We start from the raw sequence: 25,152 nt of genomic DNA, 5'->3' as shown, positions 1-25,152 counted from the left end.
GGCCTCCTTCATGACCGCACGTCGCATCCTCGTCACATCCGCCCTGCCGTACGCCAACGGCCAGATCCACATCGGCCACCTGGTGGAATACATCCAGACCGACATCTGGGTCCGGTTCCAGCGCATGATGGGTAACGAGGTCTATTACGTGGGCGCCGACGACACCCACGGCACGCCGGTCATGCTGCGCGCCGAGAAGGAAGGCATCAGCCCGAAACAGTTGATCGACCGCGTCTGGACCGAGCACAAGCGTGATTTCGACAGCTTCCTGGTTTCGTTCGACAACTACTACAGCACCGACGCCGACGAAAACCGCCAGCTCTGCGAGAAGATCTACCTGGCCCTGAAGGCCGAGGACCTGATCGCCGAGCGCGAGGTGGAGCAGTTCTACGACCCCGTCAAGAACATGTTCCTGCCGGACCGCTTCATCAAGGGCGAGTGCCCGAAGTGCGGCGCCAAGGACCAATACGGCGATTCATGTGAAGTATGCGGCACAACGTACGTGCCGACGGACCTGAAAAACCCGTATTCGGTGGTCTCGGGCGCCACGCCGGTGCGCAAGTCGTCCACGCATTTCTTCTTCAAGCTGTCCGATGCGCGCTGCGAGTCGTTCCTGCGGGAATGGGTGGCCGACCTGGCCCAGCCGGAAGCCGCCAACAAGATGCAGGAATGGCTGGGCGGCGAAGGCGAGGCCTCCACGCTGAGTGACTGGGACATCTCGCGTGACGCCCCCTACTTCGGCTTCGAGATCCCGGGCGCCCCGGGCAAGTACTTCTACGTCTGGCTGGACGCCCCGATCGGCTACTACGCCAGCTTCAAGAACCTGGCGGAAAAGAAGGGCATCGACTTCGACGCCTGGGTCGGTCCGCACTCCACCGCCGAGCAGTACCACTTCATCGGCAAGGACATCCTGTACTTCCACACGCTGTTCTGGCCGGCCATGCTGCGTTTCTCTGGCTACCGCACGCCGACCAACGTCTTCGCGCACGGCTTCCTGACCGTGGATGGCGCCAAGATGAGCAAGTCGCGCGGCACCTTCATCACGGCACAGAGCTATATCGACACCGGCATGAACCCGGAATGGCTGCGCTACTACTTCGCGGCCAAGCTCAACGCGAGCATGGAAGACCTGGACCTGAACCTGGACGACTTCGTCGCCCGCGTGAACAGCGACCTGATCGGCAAGTATGTGAACATCGCCAGCCGCGCGGCGGGCTTCCTGGTCAAGCGCTTCGACGGCAAGGTCAACGAGGCCGCGCTCGGCAACCCGCTGCTGGTGCAGCTGCGCCAGGCCGCGCCGCAACTGGCCGCCTTCTACGAGGGCCGCGAGTACAGCAAGGCACTGCGCCTGGTGATGGAGCTGACCGATGCCGTGAACGGCTTCGTGGACGCCAACAAGCCGTGGGAGCTGGCCAAGGACGAGGCGAAGCGCGATGCCCTGCACGCGGCCTGCTCGGTCTCGCTCGAGGCCTTCCGCCTGCTGACGATCTACCTGAAGCCGGTGGTGCCGGCCATGGCCGCGGGCGTGGAGCGCTTCCTGAACATCGAGCCGCTGGACTGGCGCGCCATCGACAAGCAACTGTCGGCCGACCGCCCGGTGCAGCCGTACGCCCACTTGATGACCCGCGTCGATACCAAGCAGATCGAGGCGCTGGTGGCAGCCAACCGCGACTCGCTCCAGGCCACCGCCGCTCCGGCTGGCGAGGCTCAGGGCGCACAGGGCGCCCCGGCCGGCATCGAGCCGATTGGCGACACCATCACGATCGATGATTTCGCCAGGATCGACCTGCGCGTGGCGAAGATCGTGGCGTGCGAGAAGGTGGAAGGCTCCAGCAAGCTGCTGCAGCTGACGCTGGATCTCGGCGAAGGCAAGACCCGCAACGTGTTCTCGGGCATCCAGTCGGCCTACACGCCGGAGCAGCTGGTGGGCAAGCTGACCGTGGTGGTGGCCAACCTGGCGCCGCGCAAGATGAAGTTCGGCATGTCCGAGGGCATGGTGCTGGCGGCCTCGGCAGCCGACGAGAAGGCCAATCCGGGCCTGTACATCCTGGAACCGCACAGCGGTGCGGTACCGGGCATGCGGATCGGCTGATCCCGGTCGGCTCTGCCGACTCCCCTTCCCGCCTGCGGGAGGGGGAGCGAACCCCTCACACCCTCACCCCTTCACCCCCTCATCCCCCCTGCCGCGACGGGTCGTCGCTGCGTGACGTAGTCGTCACCACGCCCTGGCTGTTGAAGTGGACGTTGAAGAACGCCCGGTCCGTGGGCGATTCCAGCCAGCGGTAGCCCCACACCTCCTCCTGCTTCAGCGCGAACGCCTCCACCTTGGTCGGCTTGCCGAGCAAGCGCCGGATGCCGTCCTGGCTCATGCCCGGCCGCACGCGCTGGAAATTCTCAGCCGTCAGCACCTGTTCGATGCTGCGCACGGTGCCATCCGCCGCGGTGGTCACCATCCACGTGGTCACGCCCTCGGGCCCGCGCGGGTACTCCAGCCGCTTGCCGCCATCGGCCTCCTCCCACACGATCTCGGGCTTGCCCGCCTGCCGGCGCACGTCATCCTCGGTCGATTTGCCGATCTCGATGCCCTTGAACAGCTGGCTGTCCGGCTTCACGCTGTTCCACGTGTTGCGGGCCACGTTGCCGGCCTTTTTCATCGCTTCGTCCACTTTCTGCTGGTCGCAGCCGACCAGCGCAAGCAAGGAGGCAATCAGTCCCATGGTGGCAAGGCGTCTGCGCGACGCGTGAGTGAAGGTCATGATGGTTATCGCTTGATGGCTTCCACGGGGTCGCCGGCCGGTTCGCTGGCCGACGCGCTGCCGGCGCCGCCAGCCGTGGATCGGCGCGCCGGTTCGGCGGCAAACAGGCTACTCCAGTTATTGAAGCGGCGGTTGAACAGCACCGACAGCCCGTTGATCGAGCCGCCCTTGGCAATCAGCGACCAGCGGCGCGAGAACGCCCAGGTGAGCTTCACCACGTTCGACGCCGACGTCAGGCTCTGCTCGTAACCCACCGAGATCTGCTCGGTCACGGCCTTGCCGACGCTGACCACCTGCTGGTCATTCAGGCCCGCCGTGGACGGCCCGATCGAGAATTCGTCGATGCCGAGGTGCGAGACGATGCCCTTGCCCGCCCGGCCACCCATCATGCCCAGCGCCGCGCCGCCCAGCGCGCCGCCGCTCAGCTGGCGCTGCTGGCCCGCCCCGGCGCTCTCCGCCCCGTAGCCGAACATCAGCCACGACAGCTTGTCTTCCTCCGGCACGTTCGGCTCCGACACCAGCCGCACGCGCGGAATCCGCACCGTGCCGGTGACCTCCACGCCGGCCTCCACCTCCTGGTTGCGGCGCATGGCGCGGATATTGATGTTCGGATTGTCGATCGGCCCGTTGAAGTTGATGATGCCGCGCTCGATGTTCAGCTTGCGGCCGAACGCCTCGTACGTGCCATCCACCACGCGCACCGTGCCCGTGGCGCGCATCGGCGCCAGCGGCTCGCTCTTCACGGCGAGCTGGCCCGCGAGCTTGATATCCGCCCCGGCACCGCGGAAGCGGAAGTCGTCGCCCAGATCCACGGTGACGTCGATCACCGGGCTGAAGCGGCTCGCCGGCTGGGACTCGGGCACCACCGGCGTGGCCGCGGTCTTGAGTTCGCGCTGGTCGCGGCGGCGCACCACCACCACGTCGTCGCCGAGCACCGGTGCGCTGGACTTGGGCAGGTCGAACAGGCCACGATCGACGCGGAACTTGCCGCGAATCGCAATCTGCTTGTTTTCGTTGGCGATGCCGGCCTCGCCCGAGACGATCAGCGTGCGCTCGGGGCTGGCAAACAGCTGGAGCTTGTCGGCCACGATCTTGGCGGTCAGGTTCGGGTCGGTCTCGCCCAGCTTGACGTTGCCGGTGGCCACCAGCGTGCCGTCGCCGCCCCGGAATCGCACTTCCTTCATTTCCACCGTGTTCTGGTCCAGCACGATATGAACCACGCCATCGGTCAGGCGGATGCCCTGGTCGTACAGCGTGATGGCGATGTCGCTGCCATCCACGGTGCCGGTCAGCAGAGGATTGCCGACCGTGCCACCCAGCCGCATCGCGGCGGCCAGCTTGCCCTCGAACGCGTATTGCGGACCGGTCAGGGATTCCAGCGACTTCAGCCGGGGGATGTCCGCCGACACCGTGCCGGCCAGCGTGGAGGCCGGCCCCACGGTCAGCAGCCCCTGCTCCTGCACCAGCCCTGCCGACGCATCGACATCGATCTTGCCGATCCGCGCCGCCGTGGTGCCGCCGCGCAGCGTGACCCGGTTGCCGGCGAACTCGGCGCGCAGCGCGGTTTCGCCCAGGCCCAGCGTGGTCCAGCCGCGTCCGGCGTTGATCGAAGCGTCACCGCTACGCCGGCGGATCTCGGCAAACCCGGTCGCGGTCTCGGCCAGATTCAGGTTCCACCGGCCGTCCAGCACGAGGTCCGAGCGCAGCGGCGGCGTCTCCCCGGTCAAGGTTTGCATCAGTTTCAAGACATTGGCCACCTCGACGCCATCGAGATTGCCCTGCGTGCGGATGCGGCCATGGTCGAACTCGAATCCGTCGATATTGGCCGTGGCGCGCTCGAACAGCAGCCGCGCGGACCCGAGCCGGATATGCTGGTCCGCCACCAGCAGCTGCGTCGGCGCCGCCAGGCGCACGGCGGTCGTGCCGCGCAAGTCGAGCGTGCGGATGGTGCCGTTCCAGCCCTTGTCGCCCTGCCACGCGCCCTGCCCGGCCAGCGTCAGCTGCATCGGCTGGCGGTTCAGCGTGCCGGCCGCCTTGGCGTCGAAGGTGTGATTGCCCTGCGTGCCGCTGAGGTTGGCGTCCAGCGTGCGGATGGTGGCCTGCGGCCCCTGATAGTCGCGCGCGGCGAGTTGCACGGCCACCGTGCCGTCCAACCCGCCGCGCAGTTCGGCATGCCCGCTGGCGCTGGCCACCTTGTGCGGACCGATCACCAGCGCCTGCGCGCTATAGTCGCCCACCACCTCGGGACGCTTGAGCGTGCCGGTGACCTCGGCGTCCAGCTTGGCGCGCCCAGCCACGCCGAACTTGAGCCGCTCCAGCTGGGGGGCATCGACATTGACCTTGAGCCGGTCTCCGCGCGCGCCGAAGCTGCCGCGCAGGTTGACCTGGTTGCCAGCCATCAGCAGGGACGCCTCGCTGGGCAGCAGGCGCTCGCCCTCAAGCCGGATCTTGCCGGTGCCGGTCATCGGCAGTCCGGCGTACTCGCTCTCGTGCAGGCCAAAATCGAGCGCCACCCGGAGTACCTTGGCCAGCGAGCCTGTGGTCGAGAAATCCGCGTTGATGCGGCCCGGCGCCACCTTGGCCAGCCGCGCCGGATCGAAATTGGCCAGCTTGCCCTTGAAGCTGAACGGCTGGGTGTCCTTGAGGCCGAGCTTGCCCTCGGCGGTCAGCGTGCCGGCGCCCAGCCCGGCGCGCAGGGCGGACACCGTCACGGCGTCTTCGTCCACGCGTGCATCGGCGAACAGCTTCAGCTCGCCGCCGGCCAGGTCCAGCGCCACGCTCTGGCGGCCCGGCTCCAGCCGCAGGATCACCGGCCCGGAGAGGTTGGTCGGCACCAGCGTTGTATAGAGATCGGCCGCGTTGAGCCGGTGCACGTCGAGGTCGAAGCCGCCGCGCCCCTCCCGCAGCGCGCCCTGCCCGACGATCTCGGCCTTGCCCGGCAGCGCAATGCGCAGGTCGCGCAGCGTCTGGGCCATCTCGCTGACCTCCACGCGCGCCCGCACGCTGTGCACCGGCAGCCGTTCCTTGTCGATGGGGCCGGGATCGAGGTTGCGCACGGTGACCTCGCCGGCCACGGCCAGCGGATTGCGCGTGGGCGGCGCCGGCTGCGGCACCGGCGCGGAGGCGGATGCCGCCGAAGCCGCCGCCACCGCGCTGGCCGTGGACTGCCCCGGCGCCGGCCGGGCGATCTGCGGCGGCGGCGCCACCGCTTCCACGGGGCGCAGCTCGGCGTGCACGGTCAGGTTGGCCTGCGGCGCCGTGGGACTGAACAGGCGCGGGTTGATGCGGTCCCCATCGATCAGCAGATGGGTGAACGGCACCTTGCCGAAAGGCGTCAGGTCGATGCCGGCCCGCGCGCGGATGCGGTCGCCGGTGGCTTCGGCCTCGGCGCGCAGGGCGTCCAGCGCGCCGCTGGCGGTGGCCGACACCGCGAACGATTCCTCCTGCCAGCGGCCCTCCAGCAGCGCCTCGGCGGACAGCGCGAACGGCGCCTGCCCGGCAATCTGCGCATTGGCCTGCAGCGTGCCGTACGGCGTGACGAGCTTGTCCACCACCACGCGGTGGCGCATGCCATCGGAATGGAGCGCGCCGGAAAGATCGGAAAACACCTGCGGCGTGGCCGTCGCGGGCGGGCCCTGCAGCAGGGACAGTTCGGCAATCGTCAGCGTGTCGACGTCGATGGCCAGCGGCAGTTCCAGCGACTTCGGCATCTGTGCCGGCCCGGTGTCCGGCGTGGGCGCGGACGGCGGCAGGCGCACGTCGATCTTGCCCAGGCGCAGCCATTCCACATGCAGCCGCGCCGGGGACCACGTCGCGCTCCATCGGCTGTCGATCCTGTCGATGCTGACGCGCGTGTCGCCGCTGGCATAGACCACGTCGCGCAGCCGCAGGCCGCTGGCGACCGTGCCGCCCTCGAAGGTGCCGGCCAGCATGCCGGCCGAGAAGCGCGTCGCCAGCGTCCAGAGCTGGCGCGTGCCGGCCTCGGTGCGCAGCGCCACCACGGCAGTGGCGATGGCGGCGATCAGCAGCGCCAGCAGCACGGCCAGCGTCCAGCCAATCACCCGCCAGACGCGACGTATTGGTCGAGGGGGGCGAGGCGCACGCGGCGCATCGTCATTGCGGCGGGGCACGGGTGGCATGTCCATATGCATCAGAACGCCACCCCCAGCGAAATATGCGGCCGGAACTGGTTCTGCTGGATGCCATAGGCGATATCCAGCTGCACCGGGCCCACCGGGCTGCGCCAGCGCGCGCCCACGCCCACGCCGTGATAGAGCTTCACGCCGTGCAGGTCATTGGTGGCCGTGCCCATGTCCCAGAACGTCGCCACGCCCCACTCGGGCTTGAACCAGTACTGGTACTCCAGGCTGCCGGTGCCGAGGAAGCGCGCCGGCAGCACGCTGGCGCCGTTGGGCGTGCCGATCGACTGATAGCTGTAGCCACGGATGGAATCGGTGCCGCCCGCGCGGAAGCGCAGAGAAGCCGGGATCAGCGCCGGATCGGCCGAGGTCATGTTGGCGCCCAGCTCCAGCCGCGCGATGAACAGGTCGCGGTTGCCCACCGGCACGTACTGGCGAATCCGGCCATACATGCGCAGGAAGGTGGCATCGCTCAGGATATTCTTGGCCGCCACCCCGATCTGCGTGCTGATGACGTTGCCCCGGCGCGGGAACACGGGGTTGTCCACGTCGCGGCGGGTCCAGGCGAAGGCTGGCACGAGCGCCTTCGAGATCTGCGCCGGCTGGCCGAACGGCACGAGGTTGTCGTAATAGAAGTCGAGCGACACCGTGGTGTCGTACTTCTCGCGCGAGCGCGAGCGCTTGAGGCCGGCCCGCCAGCTGGTCAGGTCGGTGCTCTCGACGTCGATCGTGCGCTCGTAGCTGGTGTAGATGCTGTTGCGGTAGGTGTGCGAGTCCGGCGGCATGGCCGCCTCGATAAAGCCATACTGGCGCTTCTGCTCGATGCGCGCCTGGGTGTCGAGCACCCACGCGCGGTTGAACAGGTTGTAGTACGAGTAGCGGCCTTCCACCTGCGCGCCGGTATCGGTGGTGAAGCCGACGCCGGAGGAGACGCGGTGCGTCGGATATTCCCGCACGCGCACCTTCACCGGCGCCACCACGGTCTCGTCCTTGGCGGCAGCCTCGGCCGATTCGGCTGGCGTGGGCTCGGCCAGGTCCACCTGCACGTTAGAGAAGTACGGCTGGTTCTGGATCGCGCGCTGCAACTCGAGAAGGCGCTCCACGCGGTACGGCTCGCCCTCGCGGAGCGGGTTCACATTGCGGACGATCTGCTCGGGATAGCGGCGCGTGCCCTCCACCTCGAGCGCCCCGAGCACATAGGCCGGCCCGCTCTCGAAGCGCGCCGACAAATCGGCGGCATGCTCGTCCGGCTCCACCCGGGCGCGCGATGCCGTCTGCTTCGCGCCATAGTAGGTATGGCTTTGCAGGGCAACCAGCGCGTCTTCCTTGGCCTTGTCCCAATCTGCCTGGCGGAACGGGTCGCCGACCGGCAGGCCCCATTTGGCGCGCATCTCATTTACCTGCTGCGGGTTCTGCGTGGCGGCCGGGCCGGTCACCTCCAGGTCCACGCGCCGGATCAGCGTGCGCGCGCCGGGGTCCACGCTGACATGGACCACGCGGCTGTCGCCCTCGCCGGTCACGGTGGCCTTGGTTTCAGGATCGAACCAGCCCTCCGTGGAGGCGAACTGGCGCACCTGCTCGCCCACGGTTTCCACCATGTAGGCGAACTGGTCTTCGGAGATATCGGTGCGGGTGGCGTAGCGGGCGAGGTCGAGGTGTTCCTCGAGGATGTCCTTGAGGACCTTGGGTGCCTCGATCTCCACCTTGTAGGCAGCGCGGGCGGCCAGCGCCTCGGACGCCAGCATCTGGATCAACAACCCGGCCAGCCCGAGCACCAGGGCCAGGCCCGCCCGGCGCAGGCGCGCGCGGCAACCGTCCCCGGCTTGGGGGGGCTGTGGGGGGCATTGCAACGCCCGGCTTGCGGCGCTCCTTGTGGCCACGTGACCCAAGTCGATCCTCATCCGTCCGTGTCGATCCGGCAAAGTCGCTATTTGACCACACCCGGCGGCGCGTCCGACGCCGGAATCGCGTCAAATTACACCGGAAACCGGCGCCCGGGGCCGGTTTCCGGGCATTGCCCGCCGATTCCTCCTTGCCCGGTCGCCGATACGGTAAAATCGTGCCCCACTATTCCCCCACTCCGCCACCGGGCGGCGAGTTTCATCATGGCCATGTACGAATCGGATATCACCCAGTTCATCAAGTCGCTCAAGCAGGAACGTCCTGCCCTGGAAGCCGAGCAGCGCGAAGGCCGCGCCCTGCTGTGGGACAAGACCCCGATCGACCTCGAGGAACGCGCCCGCGCCAACGACTCGCGCGTGGCCCAGAAGCCGTACGTGTACTCGTCGGGCAACTGAGCCCGTTTGAGCCAGCTTGAGCCCGATCCCGACCCGCCCGACCCCGAACCCGACCTGACCGGATGCATCCGAGCGAGAAAGACGCACAGGACAAGCTGACGCTGCCCGTGGAGCTGCCGACCGTGGCGCCCGCCGGCGGCGCGGCCCCCGGCGACATGGTCGACGGCATGGCCTTCGCGCGCCTGTACGGCGAGCCGCTGTTCAAGCTGCCGCAGGACCTCTACATCCCGCCGGACGCGCTCGAGATCTTCCTGGAAGCCTTCGAAGGGCCGCTGGACCTCTTGCTGTACCTGATCCGCAAGCAGAACTTCAACGTGCTGGACATTCCGATGTCCCAGGTGACGCGTCAGTATCTTCTGTACATCGAGCAGATCCGCAAGACCAACCTCGAGCTGGCTGCCGAATACCTGCTGATGGCCGCGATGCTGATCGAGATCAAGTCGCGCATGCTGCTGCCGGTGAAGAAGGCCGACAGCGACGAGGAAGCCGAGGACCCCCGTGCCGAACTGGTGCGCCGCCTGCTGGAGTACGAGCAGATGAAGCTGGCCGCGCAGCGGCTGGATACCGTGCCGCAACTCGGCCGCGACTTCCTGCGCTCGCAGGTCTATATCGAGCAAAGCCTGTCGCCGCGTTTCCCGGACGTGGAAACGATCGACCTCCAGTCCGCCTGGGCCGACGTGCTCCGGCGCGCCAAGCTCAACCAGCATCACAAGATCTCGCGCGAGGAACTGTCCGTGCGCGAGCACATGAGCCAGATCCTGCGGCGCCTGCAGCACTCGCGGTTCATGGAGTTCACCGAGCTGTTCGACGATGCCATCCGCTCGGGCAAGGGCGTGCCGGTGGTGGTGGTGAACTTCATCGCCATGCTGGAACTGTCGCGCGAGGCCCTCGTCGAGATCACGCAGGCCGAGCCGTTCGCACCAATTTATGTGCGATTGACGTACACGCCGACCTGATTCCCGTAGGTCAGGCCGCCACGGCGGCATTTCGAATGACGCGGATGCTCTACAATCCGCCGACAACCGGCCATCCCCCGTTTCAGCGATTTCAAGAGCCGGTGCATCCCGGGCACGCACCCGGGCGCTCTCCTACCACGACAGCACACCACGTACATGAAAGTCATTTCCTCTATCCAAGAGCTGCGGGACCAGTTGCGCGGGCAGAATCGCGCGGCGTTTGTCCCCACCATGGGCAACCTGCATGAAGGCCACCTGTCGCTGATGCGGCTGGCCCGCCAGCATGGCGACCCGGTGGTGGCGTCGATCTTCGTCAACCGGCTGCAGTTCGGCCCGAACGAGGACTTCGACAAGTACCCGCGCACGCTGCAGGACGACATCGAGAAGCTGCAGAGGGAAGGCGTCTACGTGCTGTTTGCGCCCACCGAGCGCGACATGTACCCGGAGCCGCAGGAATACCGCGTGGAGCCGCCGCACGACCTGGGCGATATCCTCGAAGGCGAATTCCGCCCCGGCTTCTTCAAGGGCGTGTGCACGGTGGTGATGAAGCTGTTCTCGTGCGCCCAGCCGCGCGTGGCCGTGTTCGGCAAGAAGGATTACCAGCAGCTGATGATCGTGCGCCGCATGGTCAAGCAGTTTGCGCTGCCAATCGACATCATCCCGGCGGAAACCATCCGCGCCGAAGACGGCCTCGCCCTGTCGTCGCGCAACCGCTACCTGACCGAGACCGAGCGCGCCGAGGCGCCAATGCTCTACAAGTCACTCCACGAAGTGCGTGATACGGTACTCGCCGGTGACAAGGTCGACCTGCTCCAGGTGGAAGCCGACGCCGTGGCCAAGCTGGCGGCGCGGGGATGGAAGCCCGACTACGTGTCCATCCGCAAACGCGAAAACCTCCAGGCCCCCACCCGCGAGGAATTCGCCGCCGGCGAACCGCTGGTCGTGCTGACCGCCGCCAAACTGGGCGCCACGCGGTTGATCGATAACCTCGAAATCTGAGTATCCGACTCCGCTGCCGAATGAGCCCGCCACTGCGCGGGATTTTTCCCGCCTTATCAGCAATGCAACTGCATTGCCCAAGTAATGCGTATGCATTACCATCGTGGCATTGTGCTGAGGAGTTCCACCATGCCGCTCGTGTTCCACGCCCCTGATGAGGCCATTGTCGAGGCGGAGTCAACCCTAACCGACCGCTTCCAGACCACCGTGCCGGACGTCGTCCGGCGCGCGTTGAAGCTGGAGCGGCGCGACAAGATCCGTTACGTGGTGCGGCCAAGTGGCGAAGTCGTCATGCAACGCGCGACGGGCGCGGTGGTATCCCATGACCCGGCGCTCGAACCCTTCCTGGACCTGCTGGAACGCGACATCGCGCAGCATCCGGAACGCCTGCGTGCATTGAGCGTGGAACTGCTGGCCCGGATCGACAAGCTGACGAATCGAATCGAGATCGACCTCGACGCCCCGCTGCCGGACGAAGACTGATGGCAGCACCGCAAACCGAAACCCCGGTCGTCAACGGGTGGCGGTTGTACGCTCATCCGTTGTTCATCGATCAACTGACGTCGCTGGCCAACACCGTCGAGGCGCTGGCAAGGAAAGATCCGGAAGGCTATCGGCAGAAGAACGCCACGAAGCGGCTCATGGCGATCTTCGAATTGATGATGAACAGGATTCCGTCCGACCCGGCGAACGCCGATTACCGGCTCGGGGGCACGCTGGGCGACACACACAAGCACTGGTGCCGCGCGCGCTTCTTCCAGCAGTACCGGCTTTTCTACCGCTTCAACGCGCAGCAGAAGGTCATCGTCTTTGGCTGGGTCAACGACGAGACCACCAAGCGCGCCTACGAAAGCAAGACCGACGCATACCGTGTGTTCGCGAAGATGCTGGCGAACGGCAATCCACCCGACGACTGGGACAGCCTGCTGGCCGCGGCGCGGCTGGCCGAGCGAGACCTCGCCGGCATCGTCACGCCGCTCCGCAGTGTCTCCGTGAACTAAGGCCGCCCGCTCACCCTGCCCGCCGCAGCCGCTCCCGTTCCCGCGCCAGATGGCGGCGGTGGCCGCTGCGGCGCTTCCACCAGATCAGTACGCCGGTGATGGCGAAGATCAGCGGGGTCAGGCCGAATGCGGTGATGAAGGCGCGCCCCGGCGTGCCGAAGGCTTCGCCAGTGTGCAGCGGGAACAGCCAGTTGATGAGGGTATCGCCGGACGGCGCGTCCTTGGCCAGCGGGTCGCGGGCGCCGAGGCGCTGGCCCGTATAGGCATCCAGCCAGAGCCGCGTGGCGCCGCTGTCGCCACGGATCTCGCCGGACTGGCGCAGGCGGATCTCGTAGACATCGCCCGGCTTGCGGGGCAGCCCGATGCGCGTGACCAGCGCGCCCGGATACTCGCGCTGGGCAGCGGTCATGGCCTGGGCCGGGGTGATCGCGTGCACGCCCTCGGGCGGCGCGGCCGAGTGGGGTTTCTCGGTGGCACTCACCGTCATCACGCTGCTGATGATCGGCGTGACCCACTTCGGCAGATTCAGGTACCAGCCCGAGAACGCGATGGTGGCCAGCACCGGCGCCAAGAAGATGCCGCCCGCCCGGTGCAGCGTGTAGGTGAAGCGCGACCACGAGCCGCCGTGCGCGATGCGCACCGACTGCCTCAGCGCGCGCGCCGTCAGCTTTGGCAGCCAGAGCACGATCCCCACCAGCACCAGGAACAGCAGCATCATGCCGGCCACGCCGGTGATGGTCTTGCCGGTATCGCCGCTCAGCAGGTAGCGGTGGAGGTGGAACAGCGTCGGCATCAGTTGCTGGCGCGACAGCCCCGGCACGCCCCAGAACCGTTCCCCCTTCACGGCCAGCGTGATCGGGTCGATCATCACCTGCCGCGAGCGCCCCGGCCCGGCCTCTGGCCCCTTGAGCGGGTAATAGGCGATGAACACGCCGTGCTCGTGCATCGGCAGCATCAGCAGGTTCGGCTTGCCGTAATGCGGGTCGGCCATCAGCTTGGCGGTGACCGACTCCACCGTGGCCGCCCCCACCGGAATCCGCGCGGCGGAGGACGCCTCGAGCAAATCCGGGTTGAGCCAGGTGTCCAGTTCCTCGCGCCAGGTGATCGTGGTGCCAGTCAGGCCCATCAGCACGAACAGCAGGCCGAAGGTCAGGCCGATATAGCGATGCAGCTTGAGGAAGACGGTACGAAGACGGCCGGAGACCATGGTGTCAGGGGCGGATTGGAGGATTGATATAGTGCTTTATAAGGCACCTAAAGACATGCCGATGCACCACACCAAGGGTGATCGCTCGGCATCTGTGGGCCAGCCCGCAAATGCAAATGCGAAGAATTCGCGATTCTAACAGTGGCAAGTTAAGATCGGTGGCCGTGCGGTGGCGTTGCCGTCGTGCGCCGTCCACACCTGCCCTGCCATGTCCGATATCGAACTCGCCCCCGCCACAGCCGCTGACGCAGACCTGCTGGCCGCGCTGCACACCGACAGTTGGCGCCACGCCTATGCCGGCCTGATTCCCGCCGAATACCTCGAAAACCACGCGCCGGCCGAACGGCTGGCCACCTGGCGCGCCCGCATGCTGGAGGACGCCGAGGCGCCGCTGCTCGTGACCATCCTGCGGGTGGACGGCAAGCCGGCCGGCTTCAGTTGCCTGATGCCGCTGGCCGAACCGGGCTACGGCATCTACCTCGACAACCTCCATGTGATGGCCGATTACCAGGGCTTCGGCCTCGGCAAGCGGCTGATGACCCACTGCGCCGCGCGCGTGGCTTACGAATGGCCCGGCAAGCCGCTGTTTCTCTATGTACTGGACGGCAACACCCAGGCGCGGGCGTTCTACCGGGCGCTGGGCGGCGAGGAATCGGCGTGTTTCGACGACCCGTTTCCCGGCACCGACCTGATGATGCCGATCCGCCGGGTGACGTGGGTCGATGTGGAAGCGCTGCTGCGGCGGCTGACGGGCAGCTCAGGCGGCTGAGGGGGAGGAAGGCGCAGCAGCCTGCGTCGCTGCCCCGCCATCGAGCCAGTGCAGGATGGGCTGCCACTGCTCCCAGTCGCGCGCCACGCGGGACGGTGCCACGTCCCACAGCGTCAGCCCGTGCGCGGCCAGTTGCACGTAGTTCTGCGTATCGCGCAGGTACCCGAGCACTGGCAGGCCCAGACCTTCGACAAATCGTTGCAATTGCTCGGCCGCGCGCGTGCGCATGTCCACGCGCATGCCGATCACGCCGACGGCCACCTCGCCGTGGCGCACGCGCTTCTCGTCGGCCAGTTTGGTGAGGAAGTCCTGGGTGGCGAGGATATCGAACATCGAGGGCTGCAGCGGCACCACCACGCGGTGCGCCAGCTTCATGACATCGGCAAAGCGCCAGCCGTGCAGGCCGGCCGGGGTGTCCAGCACCACGTGGGTGGTGCCCTTCGGGGGCCGGGCGATGTGGTCGCCGTTGATCTCCCAGGTGCGGATGGGCGGCGCCGCGGCCGGACGCAGTCCCAGCCAGGCGCGCGAGGACTGCTGGCGATCCGTGTCGCCCAGCATCACCGCATGGCCGTGGCGGGCGAAATAGCCCGCCAGATTGGTGGCCAGCGTGGTTTTGCCCACGCCGCCCTTGGGATTCGCGATCACGACTACCGGCATGAAAAGCTCCAGGAACCGATGGCTGCGATAGTCTACCGGGTCGGCGCCCCGGGCTGAACGGTCAGGAGGGATCAGGAGGGATCAGGAGGGATCAGGACTAGGGGGCGAAAGCGGTCCGAGCAACGCAGCGAGGTTGAGATGGGCGGCCATGGTGTCGGCCAGCCGGTCGATCGATGCCTCGCGCAGCGCGTCGAGGTCCACCCCCTCCGCCTGCCGCAAACCGGCCCAGCGCAACAGCGCGCCGCACGCGGCGGGGTCGTCGAACAGGCCGTGGACGTAGGTGGCCAGCACCTGATCGTCATCCGAACGGGCGCCATCGGGCCGCTGGGCGCCATCGCCCGAAATGTTGTCTTCCAGCCACAAAGCAGGCCGATCCAGCGCCGGCCCCTCGGTCACGCCCAGGTGGATCTCGTAGCCGCGCACCGGCGCCGCAGCGTCGCCCGCCAGCCGGCCGCTCACCTGCCGCAGCTGCTTTTCCGGGGCCAGCGTGGTGTCGAAGTCGAGCCAGCCGAGCCCATCGCTGCTGCCGGCCGGGCCTTCGCGGCCATCCGGGTCATGAATCCGCCGGCCCAGCATCTGCATGCCGCCGCAGATGCCGATCAGCTTGCCGCCATAGCGCAGATGGCGCGCCAGCGCGTGGTCCCAGCCGTTGGCGCGCAGGAAGGCCAGGTCCGCGCGCACGCTCTTGCTGCCGGGCAGGATCACGAGGTCCGCCGGCGGCACCGGCATGCCCGGGCCGATAAAGCGCAGGTCCACGCCGGGATGCGCGCGCAGGGCATCGAAATCCGTATGGTTCGAGATGCGCGGCAGCACCGGCACGATCACGCGCAGCACCTCGCCGCCCTCGCCATCCCGGGCGGGCTGGGCGTCGATGATCGCGTCCTCGGCATCGAGGTGCAGCCCGTGCAGGTAAGGCAGCACGCCGAACACCGGCTTGCCGGTGCGCGCGGTGAGCCAGTCGAGCCCCGGCTCCAGCAGGCGGATGTCCCCCCGGAAGCGGTTGATGATGAAACCGGTCACGCGCGCGCGCTCGGTCTCGGACAGGCAATCGAGCGTACCCACCAGATGGGCAAACACGCCGCCCCGGTCGATATCGGCCACCAGCACCACCGGGCAGTCCACCCGCTCGGCAAACCCCATGTTGGCGATATCGCGGTCGCGCAGGTTGATTTCGGCGGGGCTGCCGGCGCCCTCCACCAGCACCACTTCGTACGCCTGTTTCAGGCGCGCGTGGCTCTCCAGCACGGCGGCCATCGCCTGCGGCTTGTAGGCGTGGTAGGCGCGGGCGTCCAGGTCCATGCGGGCGCGGCCGTGGATGATGACCTGCGCGCCGATGTCGCTGCTCGGCTTGAGCAGCACCGGGTTCATGTCGGTGTGCGGGGCGAGCCCTGCCGCCTGCGCCTGCAGCGCCTGCGCGCGGCCGATTTCGCCGCCATCGACGGTCACCGCGCTGTTCAGCGCCATGTTCTGCGGCTTGAACGGCACCACTTGCACGCCGGCACGCGCCAGCACGCGGCACAGGCCGGCGACGATGGTGCTCTTGCCCGCATCGGAGGTCGTGCCCTGGACCATCAGGGTGCCGCGCAGGGCACGCCCGCCGGGCAGCGGCGCACCGCTGGAAACAGTTTTCGATTGCATGGCGCGATTATCGCAGCGTCGCCGTCCCGCCGGGGCGCCACGCGCGGCGGCCCTGCAAGTTCCATGCGTGCGGGCACCGCATGCCGCCGCTACAATACGCCGGATGGAAACCAAGGCCATCGTCAAGTCACTCGGCATCACGGGCCCCGCCGATCCCGCGTCGGCCGGCGCCGCCGTTGCCAGCAAGCCCGAGACGGAGACCGCGCCGCAGCCGCAGGCCGGCACGGCCGCCCCGCGCACGCTCACGCTGGTGCTGGGCGGGGCGCGCTCGGGCAAGAGCCATTTCGCCGAACAGCTCGCCACGGACCACGCCATGCTGACGTGCGGCCCGGTGACCTACATCGCCACCGCGCGCCATGACGCCGAGCCGGCCGACGAGGAAATGGAGCTGCGCATCGCGCTGCACCGCGCCCGCCGCCCGGCCGACTGGGCGCTGGTGGAAGAGCCGGTGCACCTTGCCGACGCCCTCTACGCGCACGCGCGCCATGACGGCTGCATCCTCGTCGATTGCGTCACGCTCTGGCTCAACAACCTGATCTTCGACGAGAACCGCGCCTACCCCGAGTACGGCGTCATCACCCCGCCGCCCGCCTTCACCGAGGAAATCGACGCGCTGCTCACCGCGCTGCCGATGCTGCCGGGCCACGTGATCCTGGTCTCCAACGAGATCGGCTTCGGCGTGGTGCCCACGGGCGCCATCACCCGTTTCTACGTGGACGAACTGGGCCGCCTGAACCAGAAGCTGGCCGCCGCCGCGGACCGCGTGCGCCTGCTCGTGGCCGGCATTCCGGTTGCGGTCAAGGGCGCCGACCCCGCGTGATCTTCCCACCATGTTGATGATGTCCTGGGCGGCCTGCGTGGCCGCCGCGCTGGCCGGCGTGCTGCTGGACCGCTGGCTGGGCGAGCCGCGCCGCTGGCATCCGCTGGTCGGCTTCGGCCGTCTGGCCGCCGCGCTGGAAGCGCGCCTCAATCGTCCCGCCCACTCCTCACTTCGCCAACGCACCGCCGGGCTGCTGGCCTGGGCGACGATGGTGCTCGTGCCGGCTGCGCTGGCCTGGGGGCTGGTCGTGCTCGCCCAGCGCGCACACCCGGCGCTGGCGTGGGCACTGCATGCGGTGGCGCTCTACGCGGCGCTGGGCGCGTGCAGCCTGGCCCAGCACATCGCGCCGATTGCCGCCGCGCTGGCGCGCAACGACCTTGCCAATGCCCGCCGGCTGACCGCGCGCATCGTCTCCCGCGACACCACCGATGCCGACGCCGAGGCGCTGGCCCGCGCCGCCTGCGAATCGGCGCTCGAGAACGGCAACGATGCGATCTTCGGCGCGCTGTTCTGGTTCTTTATCGGCGGCGCGCCGGCGGTGATCGTGTTCCGGCTCGCCAATACGCTCGACGCGATGTGGGGCTATCGCACGCCGCGCCTGCTGCATTTCGGCTGGGCCGCCGCGCGGCTCGACGACGGCCTCAACCTGATCCCGGCGCGGCTGACCGCGCTGACCTACGCGCTGCTCGGTGCCACGGGGCAGGCGCTGCGCTGCTGGCGCACGCAGGCGCCCGCGTGGTCCAGCCCCAACGCGGGCCCGGTGATGGCCGCCGGCGCCGGCGCGGTAGGCGTGGCGCTCGGTGGCGGCGCGCGCTATCACGGCGAGTGGGAGGAACGTCCGCCGCTTGGCGTTGGAGACCCGCCCGGCGCGGCCCATGTCGATGCCTGCCTGCGGCTGGTGCAGCGCACGCTGTGGCTCTGGCTCGGGCTGGCGATGCTGAGCGTGCCGATCGGGATGGCGATGACAATGCGGATGGCCGCATGAGCGCCCTCCCCCCGATCCGCCACGGCGGCAACCTGCTCGCGGCCGCGCGCCGCCATGGCCGGCCCGTGGCCGAATGGCTCGACCTGTCCACCGGCATCAATCCCGATGGCTACCCGGTGCCGCCGCTGCCCGCCGAGGTCTGGCAACGGCTGCCGCAGGACGATGACGCCCTGGCGGACATCGCCGCGCGCGCCTACGGCGGTGCGCACGCGTTGCCGGTGGCCGGCTCGCAGGCGGCCATCCGCACGCTGCCGCGCCTGCTGCACCCGGGGCGCGTGGGCATTGCCGCGCTGGGCTACAGCGAGTACGCGCCGGCCTTTGCGCTGGCCGGGCACACCGTCGTCCCGCTCGATGAGGCCGATTTCGCCCGTGCCGATCTGGCCGATGACCTCGACCATCTGGTGGTCGTGAACCCGAACAACCCCACCGCGCGGCTGCTGCCGGCGCAGACGCTGCGCCACTGGCATCGGCAAGTGGCAAGCCGGCACGGCACGCTGGTCGTGGACGAGGCCTTCATGGATGCGCTGGCCGCGCCGTCGCTGGTGGCGGACGCCGCCGCGCCGGGCCTGGTCGTGCTGCGCTCGCTCGGCAAGTTCTACGGGCTGGCGGGCGTGCGCTGCGGCTTCGTGTTCGCGGCGCCGGACCTGCTAGCGGCACTCGGCGACCAGCTCGGCCACTGGACCGTCTCCGGCCCGGCGCGCGCCGTCGCCCAGCATGCCCTTGCCGATACCGACTGGCAGCACGCCACGCGCGCCAGGCTCGCCACCGCCGGCCAGCGGCTGGCCATGCTGCTGCGCGAGCACGGGCTGTCCCCGGTGTCGCAGCCGCTGTTCAGCTGGATGCCCGATGCCCGCGCGCCGGCCCTGCACGCGGCGCTGGCACAACAAGGCGTGTGGACCCGGCTGTTCGATGCGGCCGGCGGCTGCCCCGCCAGCCTGCGCCTGGGCCTGCCGCCCGATAACGAACCCTGCTGGCGCCGGCTCGACCGCGCGCTGGCCGACGCCACCTCCTCTCTCGCCCCCTGACATGACGAAGTCCATTGCCGCGCTGACCGCCGCGGTCGCCGCACTCCTGACCTGCCCCGCCCACGCGGCCATCTCCGTAATCGACGATGCCGGCAACACCGTGACGCTGGCCCAGCCCGCGCGCCGCATCGTCTCGCTGGCCCCGCATGTGACGGAGCTGCTCTACGCGGCTGGCGGCGGCGATCGCATCGTCGGCACGGTCTCGTACAGCGACTACCCCCCGCAGGCGCGCGACCTGCCGCGCGTGGGCGACAACAAGGCGCTGGACCTCGAACGAATTGCCGCGCTGAAGCCGGACCTGATCGTGGTCTGGCGCCACGGCAACGCGCAGAAGCAGACCGACCGCCTGCGCGCGCTAGGCCTGCCGCTGTACTTGAGCGAGCCGCGCAAGCTCGCATCGATCCCGGAAAACCTTGAGAAGCTGGGCAAGCTGATGGACACCGGCCCGGTGGCCACGCGCGCCGCCGCGGACTTCCGCCAGCAGGTGGAGACGCTGCGCAAGACCTACGCCAACCGGCCCCCGGTGACGGTCTTCTATCAGGTCTGGCAGCAGCCGCTGATGACGCTGAACGGCCAGCACATGGTCAGCGACATGCTGGCGCTGTGCGGCGGCCGCAACCTGTTCGGGAACGAACCGCCGCTGGTGCCGACCGTGTCCGTGGAAGCGGTGGTGGCCGGCAACCCCGAGGCGATGATGACGGCGGGCATGGGCGCCACGCGGCCGGACAAGCCGCTGGCGGATTTTGCGATGTGGGAAAAATGGAAGTCAGTGACGGCGGTGGCGCGCAACAACCTGTTCATCATCGACGGTGATCTGGTCAACCGCGCCGGTCCGCGCGTGGTGCAGGGCGCGGCGGAGATCTGCAAGGATCTCGATATCGCGCGCTCCCGCCGGCCGTCCTGACTCAGATTCGTACTCGTTCGACCGAATTCGATCTAGTTCGGCAGCCGGTTCCACCAGCCGAGCCGGGCGCCGCTGCCATCCGTACCCTCCAGATGGAAACGGCACGTAGCGCCAAAGCCCAGTTCCCACGCCAGCGTGCGCGCCAGCGGCAGGCCCAGCCAGTGCGCGGCCAGCATGCGGATGGGGCCGGCGTGGGTCACCACCCACAGGCAGCCGCCCCCCTCGCCCTCCTCGCCCGGCAGCGAACCGGCCCAGTCCACCACGCGCGCCATGACCTGCGCGGCGCTCTCGCCACCGTGGGGCCGCGCCGCCATCAGGTTCGCGGCCCAGTGGTCGAGATCGGCGCGGTCGATGGTGGCCCACTCCCGCCCTTCCCACTGGCCGAAGTCCAGCTCGCGCAGGCGCGGTTCGATTTCCAGATTGATGCGGGTGTCGATGCCGTGGGCCAGCGCTGTCGCCGTGTCGCGCGCGCGTGCCGCCGGGCTGGTCAGGATGCGGTCCGGCCGCAGCCCTTCCAGTGTGGCGACGATCCGCTCGGCGGGCGGCGAGACGGGCAGCGCCAGCGCAAGGTCCAGCGCGCCGTAGCAGATGCCCGGCGCCACTTCCGGCCGGGCGTGGCGGATCAGGACCACGTCCATGCGGCCGCCACGAGGTAGATCGACAGTTCACCACACTGCTGCGCCATGCCGAGGCAATCGCCGGTATAGCCGCCAAGCCGGCGCACGAAGTACGCGCCCAGTGCCGCGCGCACCCCCACCAGCACGGCGATGGCCACCCCCGCGAACATCGGCCCGAGCAGCACCAGCGGCGCCACCCCGCAGACCAGCGCAAACAGCAGACCGGCCCCGGCCAGCCGCTGCGCCACCGGCTTGGCCTTGCCTTCGGCGCGCACATAGTCGTGCGTGGCGAGGAAGGAGATCGCCATCGCCCGGCTCGCGCCATGGCCGGCTACCAGCACCGCCAGCAGCACGGCCAGCCCGCCCGCGTCGCCCGTGGCCAGCAGCAGCTGCCACTTGAGCAGCAGCGCCATGACGATGGCGATGGCCCCAAAGGCGCCCACGCGCGAGTCGTGCATGATGGCCAGCACGTCCTCGCGCCGGTAGCCGCCGCCGAAGGCATCCACGCAATCGGCCAGGCCATCCTCATGGAACGCGCCGGTCAGCAGCAGCGTGGCGATCATGCCCAGCACCACGGCCACGGGCGCGCTCCACAAGGCCAGCGCGCCCCAGGTGACCAGCGCGCCGCCCACGCCCACCAGCAGCCCCACCAGCGGAAAGTAGCGCGCCGCCGCGTTGAGGAAGTGCGGCTGGAAGCCAACCCAGCCGGCCAGCCGCTGTGGCAGCGGCACGCGCGTGAAGTAGCCGAGGGCGGTCAGGAAGAAGCGCAGTTCGTCGGCCATGGTCGGGTCCGGGGTCGGCGGGGGATCGATCAGGCCGTGCCGGCACTCACGCCGGCACCGCTGAACGTCGCCATGTCCTTGAGAAACGCCGCCGCCGAGGCCACCAGCGGCCATGCCAGCGCCGCGCCGGTGCCTTCGCCCAGGCGCAGGTTCAGGGCCAGCAGCGGCTCGGCGCCGAATTCGGCCAGCAGGGCCTTGTGGCCGCGCTCATCGGAACAATGCGAGAACACGCAGTACTGGAGCACGGTCGGGTCGATCCGCGCCGCCACCAGCAGCGCGGCGGAGGCGATGAAGCCATCGACCAGAATCACCATGCGGCAGGCGGCGGCAGCCAGGTAGGCGCCCGTCATCGCCGCGATCTCGTAGCCACCGAAGGTGGCCAGCACGTCGAGCGGCGCGGTCACCTCGGCGTGGCGGGCCAGCGCGCGCTCGAGGATCTCGCGCTTGCGGGCCACGCCGGCCTCGTCCAGCCCGGTGCCGCGTCCGGCGCAGTCGGCCAGCGGCAGGCCGGTCAGCCGGCTCATCAGGCAGGCCGCGGCGGAGGTGTTGGCGATCCCCATCTCGCCGAAGCCGATCACATTGGTGCCCTGCTCCGCATGGCGCAGCACGCGCGCCATGCCGGCCTGGATGGCCGCGCCCGCCTGCGCCGGCGTCATCGCGGCTTCCTCGACGAAATTGCGCGTGCCATCGGCCACACGGCAGTTGACCAGCCCCGGCGCGGCCGGCAGCGGCGCACGCACGCCGGCATCCACCACTTCCAGCACCATGCCGTGCTGGCGCGTGAAGACATTGATCGCCGCGCCGCCGCCGAGGAAGTTCAGCACCATCTGGGCCGTGACTTCAGGCGGGAAGGCGCTTACGCCGGCATCGGCCACGCCATGGTCGCCAGCGAACACGATGATGGTCGGGCGGGTCAGCACCGGCTGGGTCTCGCCCCGGATCAGGCCGATCTGCATCGCCAGCGACTCCAGCCGGCCCAGCGAGCCGGGCGGCTTGGTCTTGTGGTCGATGGCGGCCTGGAGCGCGGCGCGCAGGGAATCGTCGAGCGGGGCGATCGGGGGGCGTTGCAGGGGGGTGTCGGTGAAGGTGGACATCGATATTTCCGCAGTGTCTTTACATTTCCACGCCGCGCTGGGCCTTGATGCCCTGCTGGAACGCGTGCTTGACCGGGGTCATCTCGGTCACGGTATCGGCGGCCTCGATCAGCGCCGGCGGGGCGCCGCGGCCGGTGATGACCACGTGCTGCATCGGCGGACGGGCGCGCAGGTCGGCAATGACCTGCTCCACGTCGAGGTAATGCAGCTTCAGCGCGATATTCAGTTCATCGAACAGGACCAGCCCGATGGCGGGGTCCTGCAGCATGCGCCGGGCGATGTCCCAGGCGGCCTCGGCCTTGGCGACGTCGCGCGCGCGGTCCTGGGTCTCCCAGGTGTAGCCCTCGCCCATCACGTGGAACTCGCATGCTTCCGGAAAGCGCTGGAGGAACATTTCCTCGCCGCTCGGGATGGCGCCCTTGATGAACTGGACCACGCCCGTACGCATGCCGTGCCCCATTGCGCGCACGACCATGCCGAAACCCGAGCTGGACTTGCCCTTGCCGTTGCCGGTGGTGATCACGATCACGCCGCGCTCGGTCTGCGCGGCGGAGATCTTGGCATCCACCACCTCTTTCTTGCGCGCCATGCGGGCCTTGTGGCGGGCGTCGCGGCCATCGTCTTCCGAGGTGTCCGGCGTGTTGTTGTCGATATCGTTCATTTACGAATTTCCAGTCGTCCCATTCGGGATCAGCGCCGTATAAAGGCCGTCGCTGACGCTGACAATGGGGGTGCGCAGCGCCCGGGAGCACTGCGCGGGGGTAAGGACATCCGGCGCGGGGCCATGCAGCGCCTGGCCGTCTTCGGACATCAGCAGCGCATGCGTGGCGTAGCGGCGCGCCAGGTTGAGATCGTGCAGGATCACGATGGCCGCGTGGCGGCCCGCCGTGGTCAGGCGGCGCAGCAGTTCCAGCACGAGGATCTGGTGGCGCAGGTCGAGGTGAGCCACCGGTTCGTCCAGCAGCAGCAGTGGCGCCTGCTGGGCCATGGCGGCAGCCAGCGACACGCGCTGGCGTTCGCCGCCGGAGAGCGTGAGGACGTCGCGGGTGGTCAGGGCGTCGAGGTCGAGTTCGGTCATGACGTCGCGCACCACGCGGTCGTCATCGCCCTGGCCCCAGCCCCAGCCGCTCATGTGCGGATGACGTCCCACGCGCACGGCGTCCTGCACGGCCATCGAGAAGGTGTCATGCACGGCCTGCGGCAGGTAGGCCCGCTGGCGCGCGAGCGCGGCCGGCGCGGCGCGGGTGACCGGGGTGTCGTCGATGCGGACCTCGCCGCCATCGGGCGCGCGCAGGCCGGCCAGCACGCCCATCAGCGTGGACTTGCCCACGCCATTCGGGCCGACCACGCACCAGAACTCGCCCGGCGCGATGGTCATCGACAGATGCTCCACCAGCACGCGCGGGCCGGCGCGCAGGGCGACGTCGCGCAGGTGCAGGCTGGGACAGGGCGCAAGCGGCGTAGACCAGTGGTTCATCGCGGCCTCCGCAGCAGCAGATAGAGGAAGGTCGGCACGCCGAGCAGCGCGGTAATCACGCCCACCGGCAGTTGTGTGGGGGCGATCACGGTACGGGCGATCAGATCCGCCGCCATCAGCAGCGTGCCGCCCAGCAGCACCGACGCCGGCAGCAGCAGCCGCTGGTCGTTGCCCCAGGCCAGCCGCACCATGTGCGGCACAACCAGACCGACGAAGCCGATCGACCCGGCGGTGGTGATCGCCGCCGCAATGGCGAACGAGGCGATCAGGAACGTGGCCAGCCGCACCCGGCCCACCTGCACGCCCAGCGATTGTGCCACGGTCTCGCCAAGCAGCATCACGTTGAGCGAGCGGGCCATCGGCATGGCCAGTACCAGCGCCACGGCCAGCGTGGCCAGCGCGGCGCCATAGCTGGCGGTGCCGCCAAGGTCGCCGGTCAGCCAGAACAGCATGCCGCGCAGCCGCGACTCCGGCGCGATGGCCAGGATCAGCGTGATCAGCGCGCCCCAGCCGGCGGCGAGGATCACGCCGGTCAGCAGCAGGCGGGCGCCGGCCTCGTGGTGGCCGCCCTGCACGCGCGGGTGGAGCAGGTCCCGGCGCGCCAGAGAGGCCACCAGCACCATCGACAGCAGCGCCCCGCCAGCGGCGCCGGCCTGCACGGTCCACAGCGGCAGCATCAGCAGCATCGCCAGCAGCGCGCCGGTGGCGGCGCCGCCCGAGACGCCTAATACATAGGGCTCGGCCAGCGGGTTGCGCAGCAGCACCTGCATCAGCGCGCCGGAGAGCGCCAGCAGGCCGCCGCATGCGAACGCGGCGACGGCGCGGGGGAGTCGTAATTCCCTGACAATGGCGCCGGCCATGCCAGCATCGGTGGCGCTCAGGGCCTGCCAGAGCTGCGCGGCATCGAGCGACACGCTGCCCAGCGCCAGCGACAGCCCGAACACGGCCAGCCCCGCCAGGGCGAGGACCAGCCAGACGGCCAGCGCGCGGCGCGCCTCAGCCATGGCGGGCACCGTCCCCGCGCGGCGC

Annotated in this window: 23 protein-coding genes; 11 read left to right on the top strand and 12 right to left on the bottom strand. The window is 69.1% G+C overall.

All coding sequences use genetic code 11. The features are described from left to right. Positions 1-10: 10 nt before the first annotated feature. On the top strand, positions 11-2,092 hold the full coding sequence (metG, locus tag AB4120_RS13280) for a methionine--tRNA ligase (protein WP_441642354.1): 2,082 nt from the start codon (positions 11-13) through the stop codon (positions 2,090-2,092). 79 nt (positions 2,093-2,171) lie between these two features. Here the strand turns inward: metG and bamE are convergent, their stop codons facing one another. From bamE to AB4120_RS13265, 3 genes are read right to left on the bottom strand one after another with little or no spacing between them, the layout of a single operon-like run. Then, a complete protein-coding gene (gene bamE / locus AB4120_RS13275; protein WP_441642365.1) occupies positions 2,172-2,717 on the bottom strand; it encodes an outer membrane protein assembly factor BamE domain-containing protein in 546 nt (181 codons plus the stop codon). Positions 2,718-2,761: 44 nt separating this feature from the next. Further along, positions 2,762-6,901 carry a translocation/assembly module TamB domain-containing protein gene (locus AB4120_RS13270; protein WP_441642364.1) on the bottom strand — a complete coding sequence of 1,380 codons (4,140 nt, stop codon included), beginning with the start codon at positions 6,899-6,901 and terminating at the stop codon, positions 2,762-2,764. Between the two features lie 5 nt (positions 6,902-6,906). Next, complete coding sequence (locus AB4120_RS13265) at positions 6,907-8,796, bottom strand: autotransporter assembly complex protein TamA (RefSeq protein ID WP_441642353.1); 1,890 nt, start codon at positions 8,794-8,796, stop codon at positions 6,907-6,909. Between the two features lie 204 nt (positions 8,797-9,000). On the opposite strand from AB4120_RS13265, the gene AB4120_RS13260 reads away from it, so the two are divergent. The 5 genes from AB4120_RS13260 to AB4120_RS13240 all read left to right on the top strand — a co-directional run bounded on the left by AB4120_RS13260 (position 9,001) and on the right by AB4120_RS13240 (position 12,148). Then, the gene (locus tag AB4120_RS13260; RefSeq protein WP_144197944.1) at positions 9,001-9,192 is read left to right on the top strand and encodes a DUF3460 family protein; all 192 of its coding nucleotides are present in this window, start codon (positions 9,001-9,003) and stop codon (positions 9,190-9,192) included. A 62-nt stretch (positions 9,193-9,254) separates the two neighbouring features. Next, entirely contained in the window at positions 9,255-10,148 is an 894-nt protein-coding gene (locus tag AB4120_RS13255; protein WP_149135346.1) for a segregation and condensation protein A, read from the top strand. 156 nt (positions 10,149-10,304) lie between these two features. Then, the gene (gene panC, locus AB4120_RS13250) at positions 10,305-11,147 is read left to right on the top strand and encodes a pantoate--beta-alanine ligase (RefSeq protein ID WP_144197942.1); all 843 of its coding nucleotides are present in this window, start codon (positions 10,305-10,307) and stop codon (positions 11,145-11,147) included. 129 nt (positions 11,148-11,276) lie between these two features. Beyond that, entirely contained in the window at positions 11,277-11,630 is a 354-nt protein-coding gene (locus tag AB4120_RS13245) for a type II toxin-antitoxin system PrlF family antitoxin (protein ID WP_441642352.1), read from the top strand. Next, a complete protein-coding gene (locus AB4120_RS13240) occupies positions 11,630-12,148 on the top strand; it encodes a type II toxin-antitoxin system YhaV family toxin (RefSeq protein WP_441642351.1) in 519 nt (172 codons plus the stop codon). Before AB4120_RS13245 ends, AB4120_RS13240 begins: the two co-directional genes overlap by 1 nt. Before the next feature lie 10 nt (positions 12,149-12,158). Here the strand turns inward: AB4120_RS13240 and AB4120_RS13235 are convergent, their stop codons facing one another. Next, positions 12,159-13,355 carry a PepSY-associated TM helix domain-containing protein gene (locus AB4120_RS13235; RefSeq protein WP_441642350.1) on the bottom strand — a complete coding sequence of 399 codons (1,197 nt, stop codon included), beginning with the start codon at positions 13,353-13,355 and terminating at the stop codon, positions 12,159-12,161. A gap of 208 nt (positions 13,356-13,563) precedes the next feature. On the opposite strand from AB4120_RS13235, the gene AB4120_RS13230 reads away from it, so the two are divergent. Then, complete coding sequence (locus AB4120_RS13230) at positions 13,564-14,124, top strand: GNAT family N-acetyltransferase (protein WP_441642349.1); 561 nt, start codon at positions 13,564-13,566, stop codon at positions 14,122-14,124. Here the strand turns inward: AB4120_RS13230 and AB4120_RS13225 are convergent. Then, positions 14,113-14,781: a ParA family protein gene (locus AB4120_RS13225; protein WP_149135342.1), complete on the bottom strand. Its 669-nt coding sequence runs from the start codon at positions 14,779-14,781 to the stop codon at positions 14,113-14,115. The two genes, AB4120_RS13230 and AB4120_RS13225, sit on opposite strands and share 12 nt — an antisense overlap. A gap of 81 nt (positions 14,782-14,862) precedes the next feature. Then, positions 14,863-16,353, bottom strand: a complete 1,491-nt coding sequence (locus tag AB4120_RS13220) for a cobyric acid synthase (RefSeq protein ID WP_441642363.1) — start codon at positions 16,351-16,353, stop codon at positions 14,863-14,865. Between the two features lie 169 nt (positions 16,354-16,522). Between AB4120_RS13220 and cobU the strand changes: the two genes are divergently transcribed. The 4 genes from cobU to AB4120_RS13200 are packed head-to-tail and all read left to right on the top strand — an operon-like array spanning position 16,523 to position 20,153. Continuing rightward, positions 16,523-17,239, top strand: a complete 717-nt coding sequence (gene cobU, locus AB4120_RS13215; RefSeq protein WP_149135341.1) for a bifunctional adenosylcobinamide kinase/adenosylcobinamide-phosphate guanylyltransferase — start codon at positions 16,523-16,525, stop codon at positions 17,237-17,239. A gap of 10 nt (positions 17,240-17,249) precedes the next feature. Continuing rightward, positions 17,250-18,224, top strand: coding sequence for an adenosylcobinamide-phosphate synthase CbiB (gene cbiB / locus AB4120_RS13210; protein ID WP_441642348.1), 975 nt, complete (start codon positions 17,250-17,252; stop codon positions 18,222-18,224). Further along, positions 18,221-19,249 (top strand): threonine-phosphate decarboxylase CobD, encoded by a 1,029-nt coding sequence (gene cobD / locus AB4120_RS13205; RefSeq protein ID WP_441642347.1) that lies wholly within the window; start codon positions 18,221-18,223, stop codon positions 19,247-19,249. The genes cbiB and cobD overlap by 4 nt, the downstream gene beginning before the upstream one ends. A 1-nt stretch (position 19,250) precedes the next feature. Next, entirely contained in the window at positions 19,251-20,153 is a 903-nt protein-coding gene (locus AB4120_RS13200) for a cobalamin-binding protein (RefSeq protein WP_441642346.1), read from the top strand. 32 nt (positions 20,154-20,185) lie between these two features. Here AB4120_RS13200 and AB4120_RS13195 read toward each other — a convergent pair whose 3' ends face one another. Genes AB4120_RS13195 through AB4120_RS13170 form a run of 6 tightly spaced genes read right to left on the bottom strand, consistent with a single transcriptional unit; the run spans position 20,186 to position 25,127 of the window. After that, positions 20,186-20,791: a histidine phosphatase family protein gene (locus tag AB4120_RS13195; protein ID WP_149135339.1), complete on the bottom strand. Its 606-nt coding sequence runs from the start codon at positions 20,789-20,791 to the stop codon at positions 20,186-20,188. Continuing rightward, positions 20,776-21,552 (bottom strand): adenosylcobinamide-GDP ribazoletransferase, encoded by a 777-nt coding sequence (locus AB4120_RS13190; RefSeq protein ID WP_149135338.1) that lies wholly within the window; start codon positions 21,550-21,552, stop codon positions 20,776-20,778. Before AB4120_RS13190 ends, AB4120_RS13195 begins: the two co-directional genes overlap by 16 nt. 29 nt (positions 21,553-21,581) lie before the next feature. Beyond that, positions 21,582-22,646, bottom strand: coding sequence for a nicotinate-nucleotide--dimethylbenzimidazole phosphoribosyltransferase (gene cobT / locus AB4120_RS13185; protein ID WP_441642345.1), 1,065 nt, complete (start codon positions 22,644-22,646; stop codon positions 21,582-21,584). Between the two features lie 19 nt (positions 22,647-22,665). Beyond that, on the bottom strand, positions 22,666-23,307 hold the full coding sequence (gene cobO / locus AB4120_RS13180; RefSeq protein WP_149135336.1) for a cob(I)yrinic acid a,c-diamide adenosyltransferase: 642 nt from the start codon (positions 23,305-23,307) through the stop codon (positions 22,666-22,668). Continuing rightward, entirely contained in the window at positions 23,308-24,123 is an 816-nt protein-coding gene (locus AB4120_RS13175) for an ABC transporter ATP-binding protein (RefSeq protein ID WP_441642344.1), read from the bottom strand. Then, the gene (locus tag AB4120_RS13170; protein WP_149135334.1) at positions 24,120-25,127 is read right to left on the bottom strand and encodes a FecCD family ABC transporter permease; all 1,008 of its coding nucleotides are present in this window, start codon (positions 25,125-25,127) and stop codon (positions 24,120-24,122) included. Before AB4120_RS13170 ends, AB4120_RS13175 begins: the two co-directional genes overlap by 4 nt. Positions 25,128-25,152 lie beyond the last annotated feature (25 nt).

Source organism: Cupriavidus sp. 2KB_3 (genome assembly GCF_052115685.1).
Lineage (GTDB): Bacteria > Pseudomonadota > Gammaproteobacteria > Burkholderiales > Burkholderiaceae > Cupriavidus > Cupriavidus campinensis.
Note: the sequence above shows the minus strand (reverse complement) of the source record. Positions and strands in the feature narration are given on the sequence as shown.

Bases quoted from the DNA above. Each gene is read 5' to 3' on its own strand.
- metG (WP_441642354.1), top strand. From the start codon at position 11: ATGACCGCACGTCGCATCCTCGTCACATCCGCCCTGCCGTACGCCAAC.
- bamE (WP_441642365.1), bottom strand. From the start codon at position 2,717: ATGGGACTGATTGCCTCCTTGCTTGCGCTGGTCGGCTGCGACCAGCAG.
- AB4120_RS13270 (WP_441642364.1), bottom strand. From the start codon at position 6,901: ATGGACATGCCACCCGTGCCCCGCCGCAATGACGATGCGCCGCGTGCG.
- AB4120_RS13265 (WP_441642353.1), bottom strand. From the start codon at position 8,796: ATGAGGATCGACTTGGGTCACGTGGCCACAAGGAGCGCCGCAAGCCGG.
- AB4120_RS13260 (WP_144197944.1), top strand. From the start codon at position 9,001: ATGGCCATGTACGAATCGGATATCACCCAGTTCATCAAGTCGCTCAAG.
- AB4120_RS13255 (WP_149135346.1), top strand. From the start codon at position 9,255: ATGCATCCGAGCGAGAAAGACGCACAGGACAAGCTGACGCTGCCCGTG.
- panC (WP_144197942.1), top strand. From the start codon at position 10,305: ATGAAAGTCATTTCCTCTATCCAAGAGCTGCGGGACCAGTTGCGCGGG.
- AB4120_RS13245 (WP_441642352.1), top strand. From the start codon at position 11,277: ATGCCGCTCGTGTTCCACGCCCCTGATGAGGCCATTGTCGAGGCGGAG.
- AB4120_RS13240 (WP_441642351.1), top strand. From the start codon at position 11,630: ATGGCAGCACCGCAAACCGAAACCCCGGTCGTCAACGGGTGGCGGTTG.
- AB4120_RS13235 (WP_441642350.1), bottom strand. From the start codon at position 13,355: ATGGTCTCCGGCCGTCTTCGTACCGTCTTCCTCAAGCTGCATCGCTAT.
- AB4120_RS13230 (WP_441642349.1), top strand. From the start codon at position 13,564: ATGTCCGATATCGAACTCGCCCCCGCCACAGCCGCTGACGCAGACCTG.
- AB4120_RS13225 (WP_149135342.1), bottom strand. From the start codon at position 14,781: ATGCCGGTAGTCGTGATCGCGAATCCCAAGGGCGGCGTGGGCAAAACC.
- AB4120_RS13220 (WP_441642363.1), bottom strand. From the start codon at position 16,353: ATGGTCCAGGGCACGACCTCCGATGCGGGCAAGAGCACCATCGTCGCC.
- cobU (WP_149135341.1), top strand. From the start codon at position 16,523: ATGGAAACCAAGGCCATCGTCAAGTCACTCGGCATCACGGGCCCCGCC.
- cbiB (WP_441642348.1), top strand. From the start codon at position 17,250: ATGTTGATGATGTCCTGGGCGGCCTGCGTGGCCGCCGCGCTGGCCGGC.
- cobD (WP_441642347.1), top strand. From the start codon at position 18,221: ATGAGCGCCCTCCCCCCGATCCGCCACGGCGGCAACCTGCTCGCGGCC.
- AB4120_RS13200 (WP_441642346.1), top strand. From the start codon at position 19,251: ATGACGAAGTCCATTGCCGCGCTGACCGCCGCGGTCGCCGCACTCCTG.
- AB4120_RS13195 (WP_149135339.1), bottom strand. From the start codon at position 20,791: ATGGACGTGGTCCTGATCCGCCACGCCCGGCCGGAAGTGGCGCCGGGC.
- AB4120_RS13190 (WP_149135338.1), bottom strand. From the start codon at position 21,552: ATGGCCGACGAACTGCGCTTCTTCCTGACCGCCCTCGGCTACTTCACG.
- cobT (WP_441642345.1), bottom strand. From the start codon at position 22,646: ATGTCCACCTTCACCGACACCCCCCTGCAACGCCCCCCGATCGCCCCG.
- cobO (WP_149135336.1), bottom strand. From the start codon at position 23,307: ATGAACGATATCGACAACAACACGCCGGACACCTCGGAAGACGATGGC.
- AB4120_RS13175 (WP_441642344.1), bottom strand. From the start codon at position 24,123: ATGAACCACTGGTCTACGCCGCTTGCGCCCTGTCCCAGCCTGCACCTG.
- AB4120_RS13170 (WP_149135334.1), bottom strand. From the start codon at position 25,127: ATGGCTGAGGCGCGCCGCGCGCTGGCCGTCTGGCTGGTCCTCGCCCTG.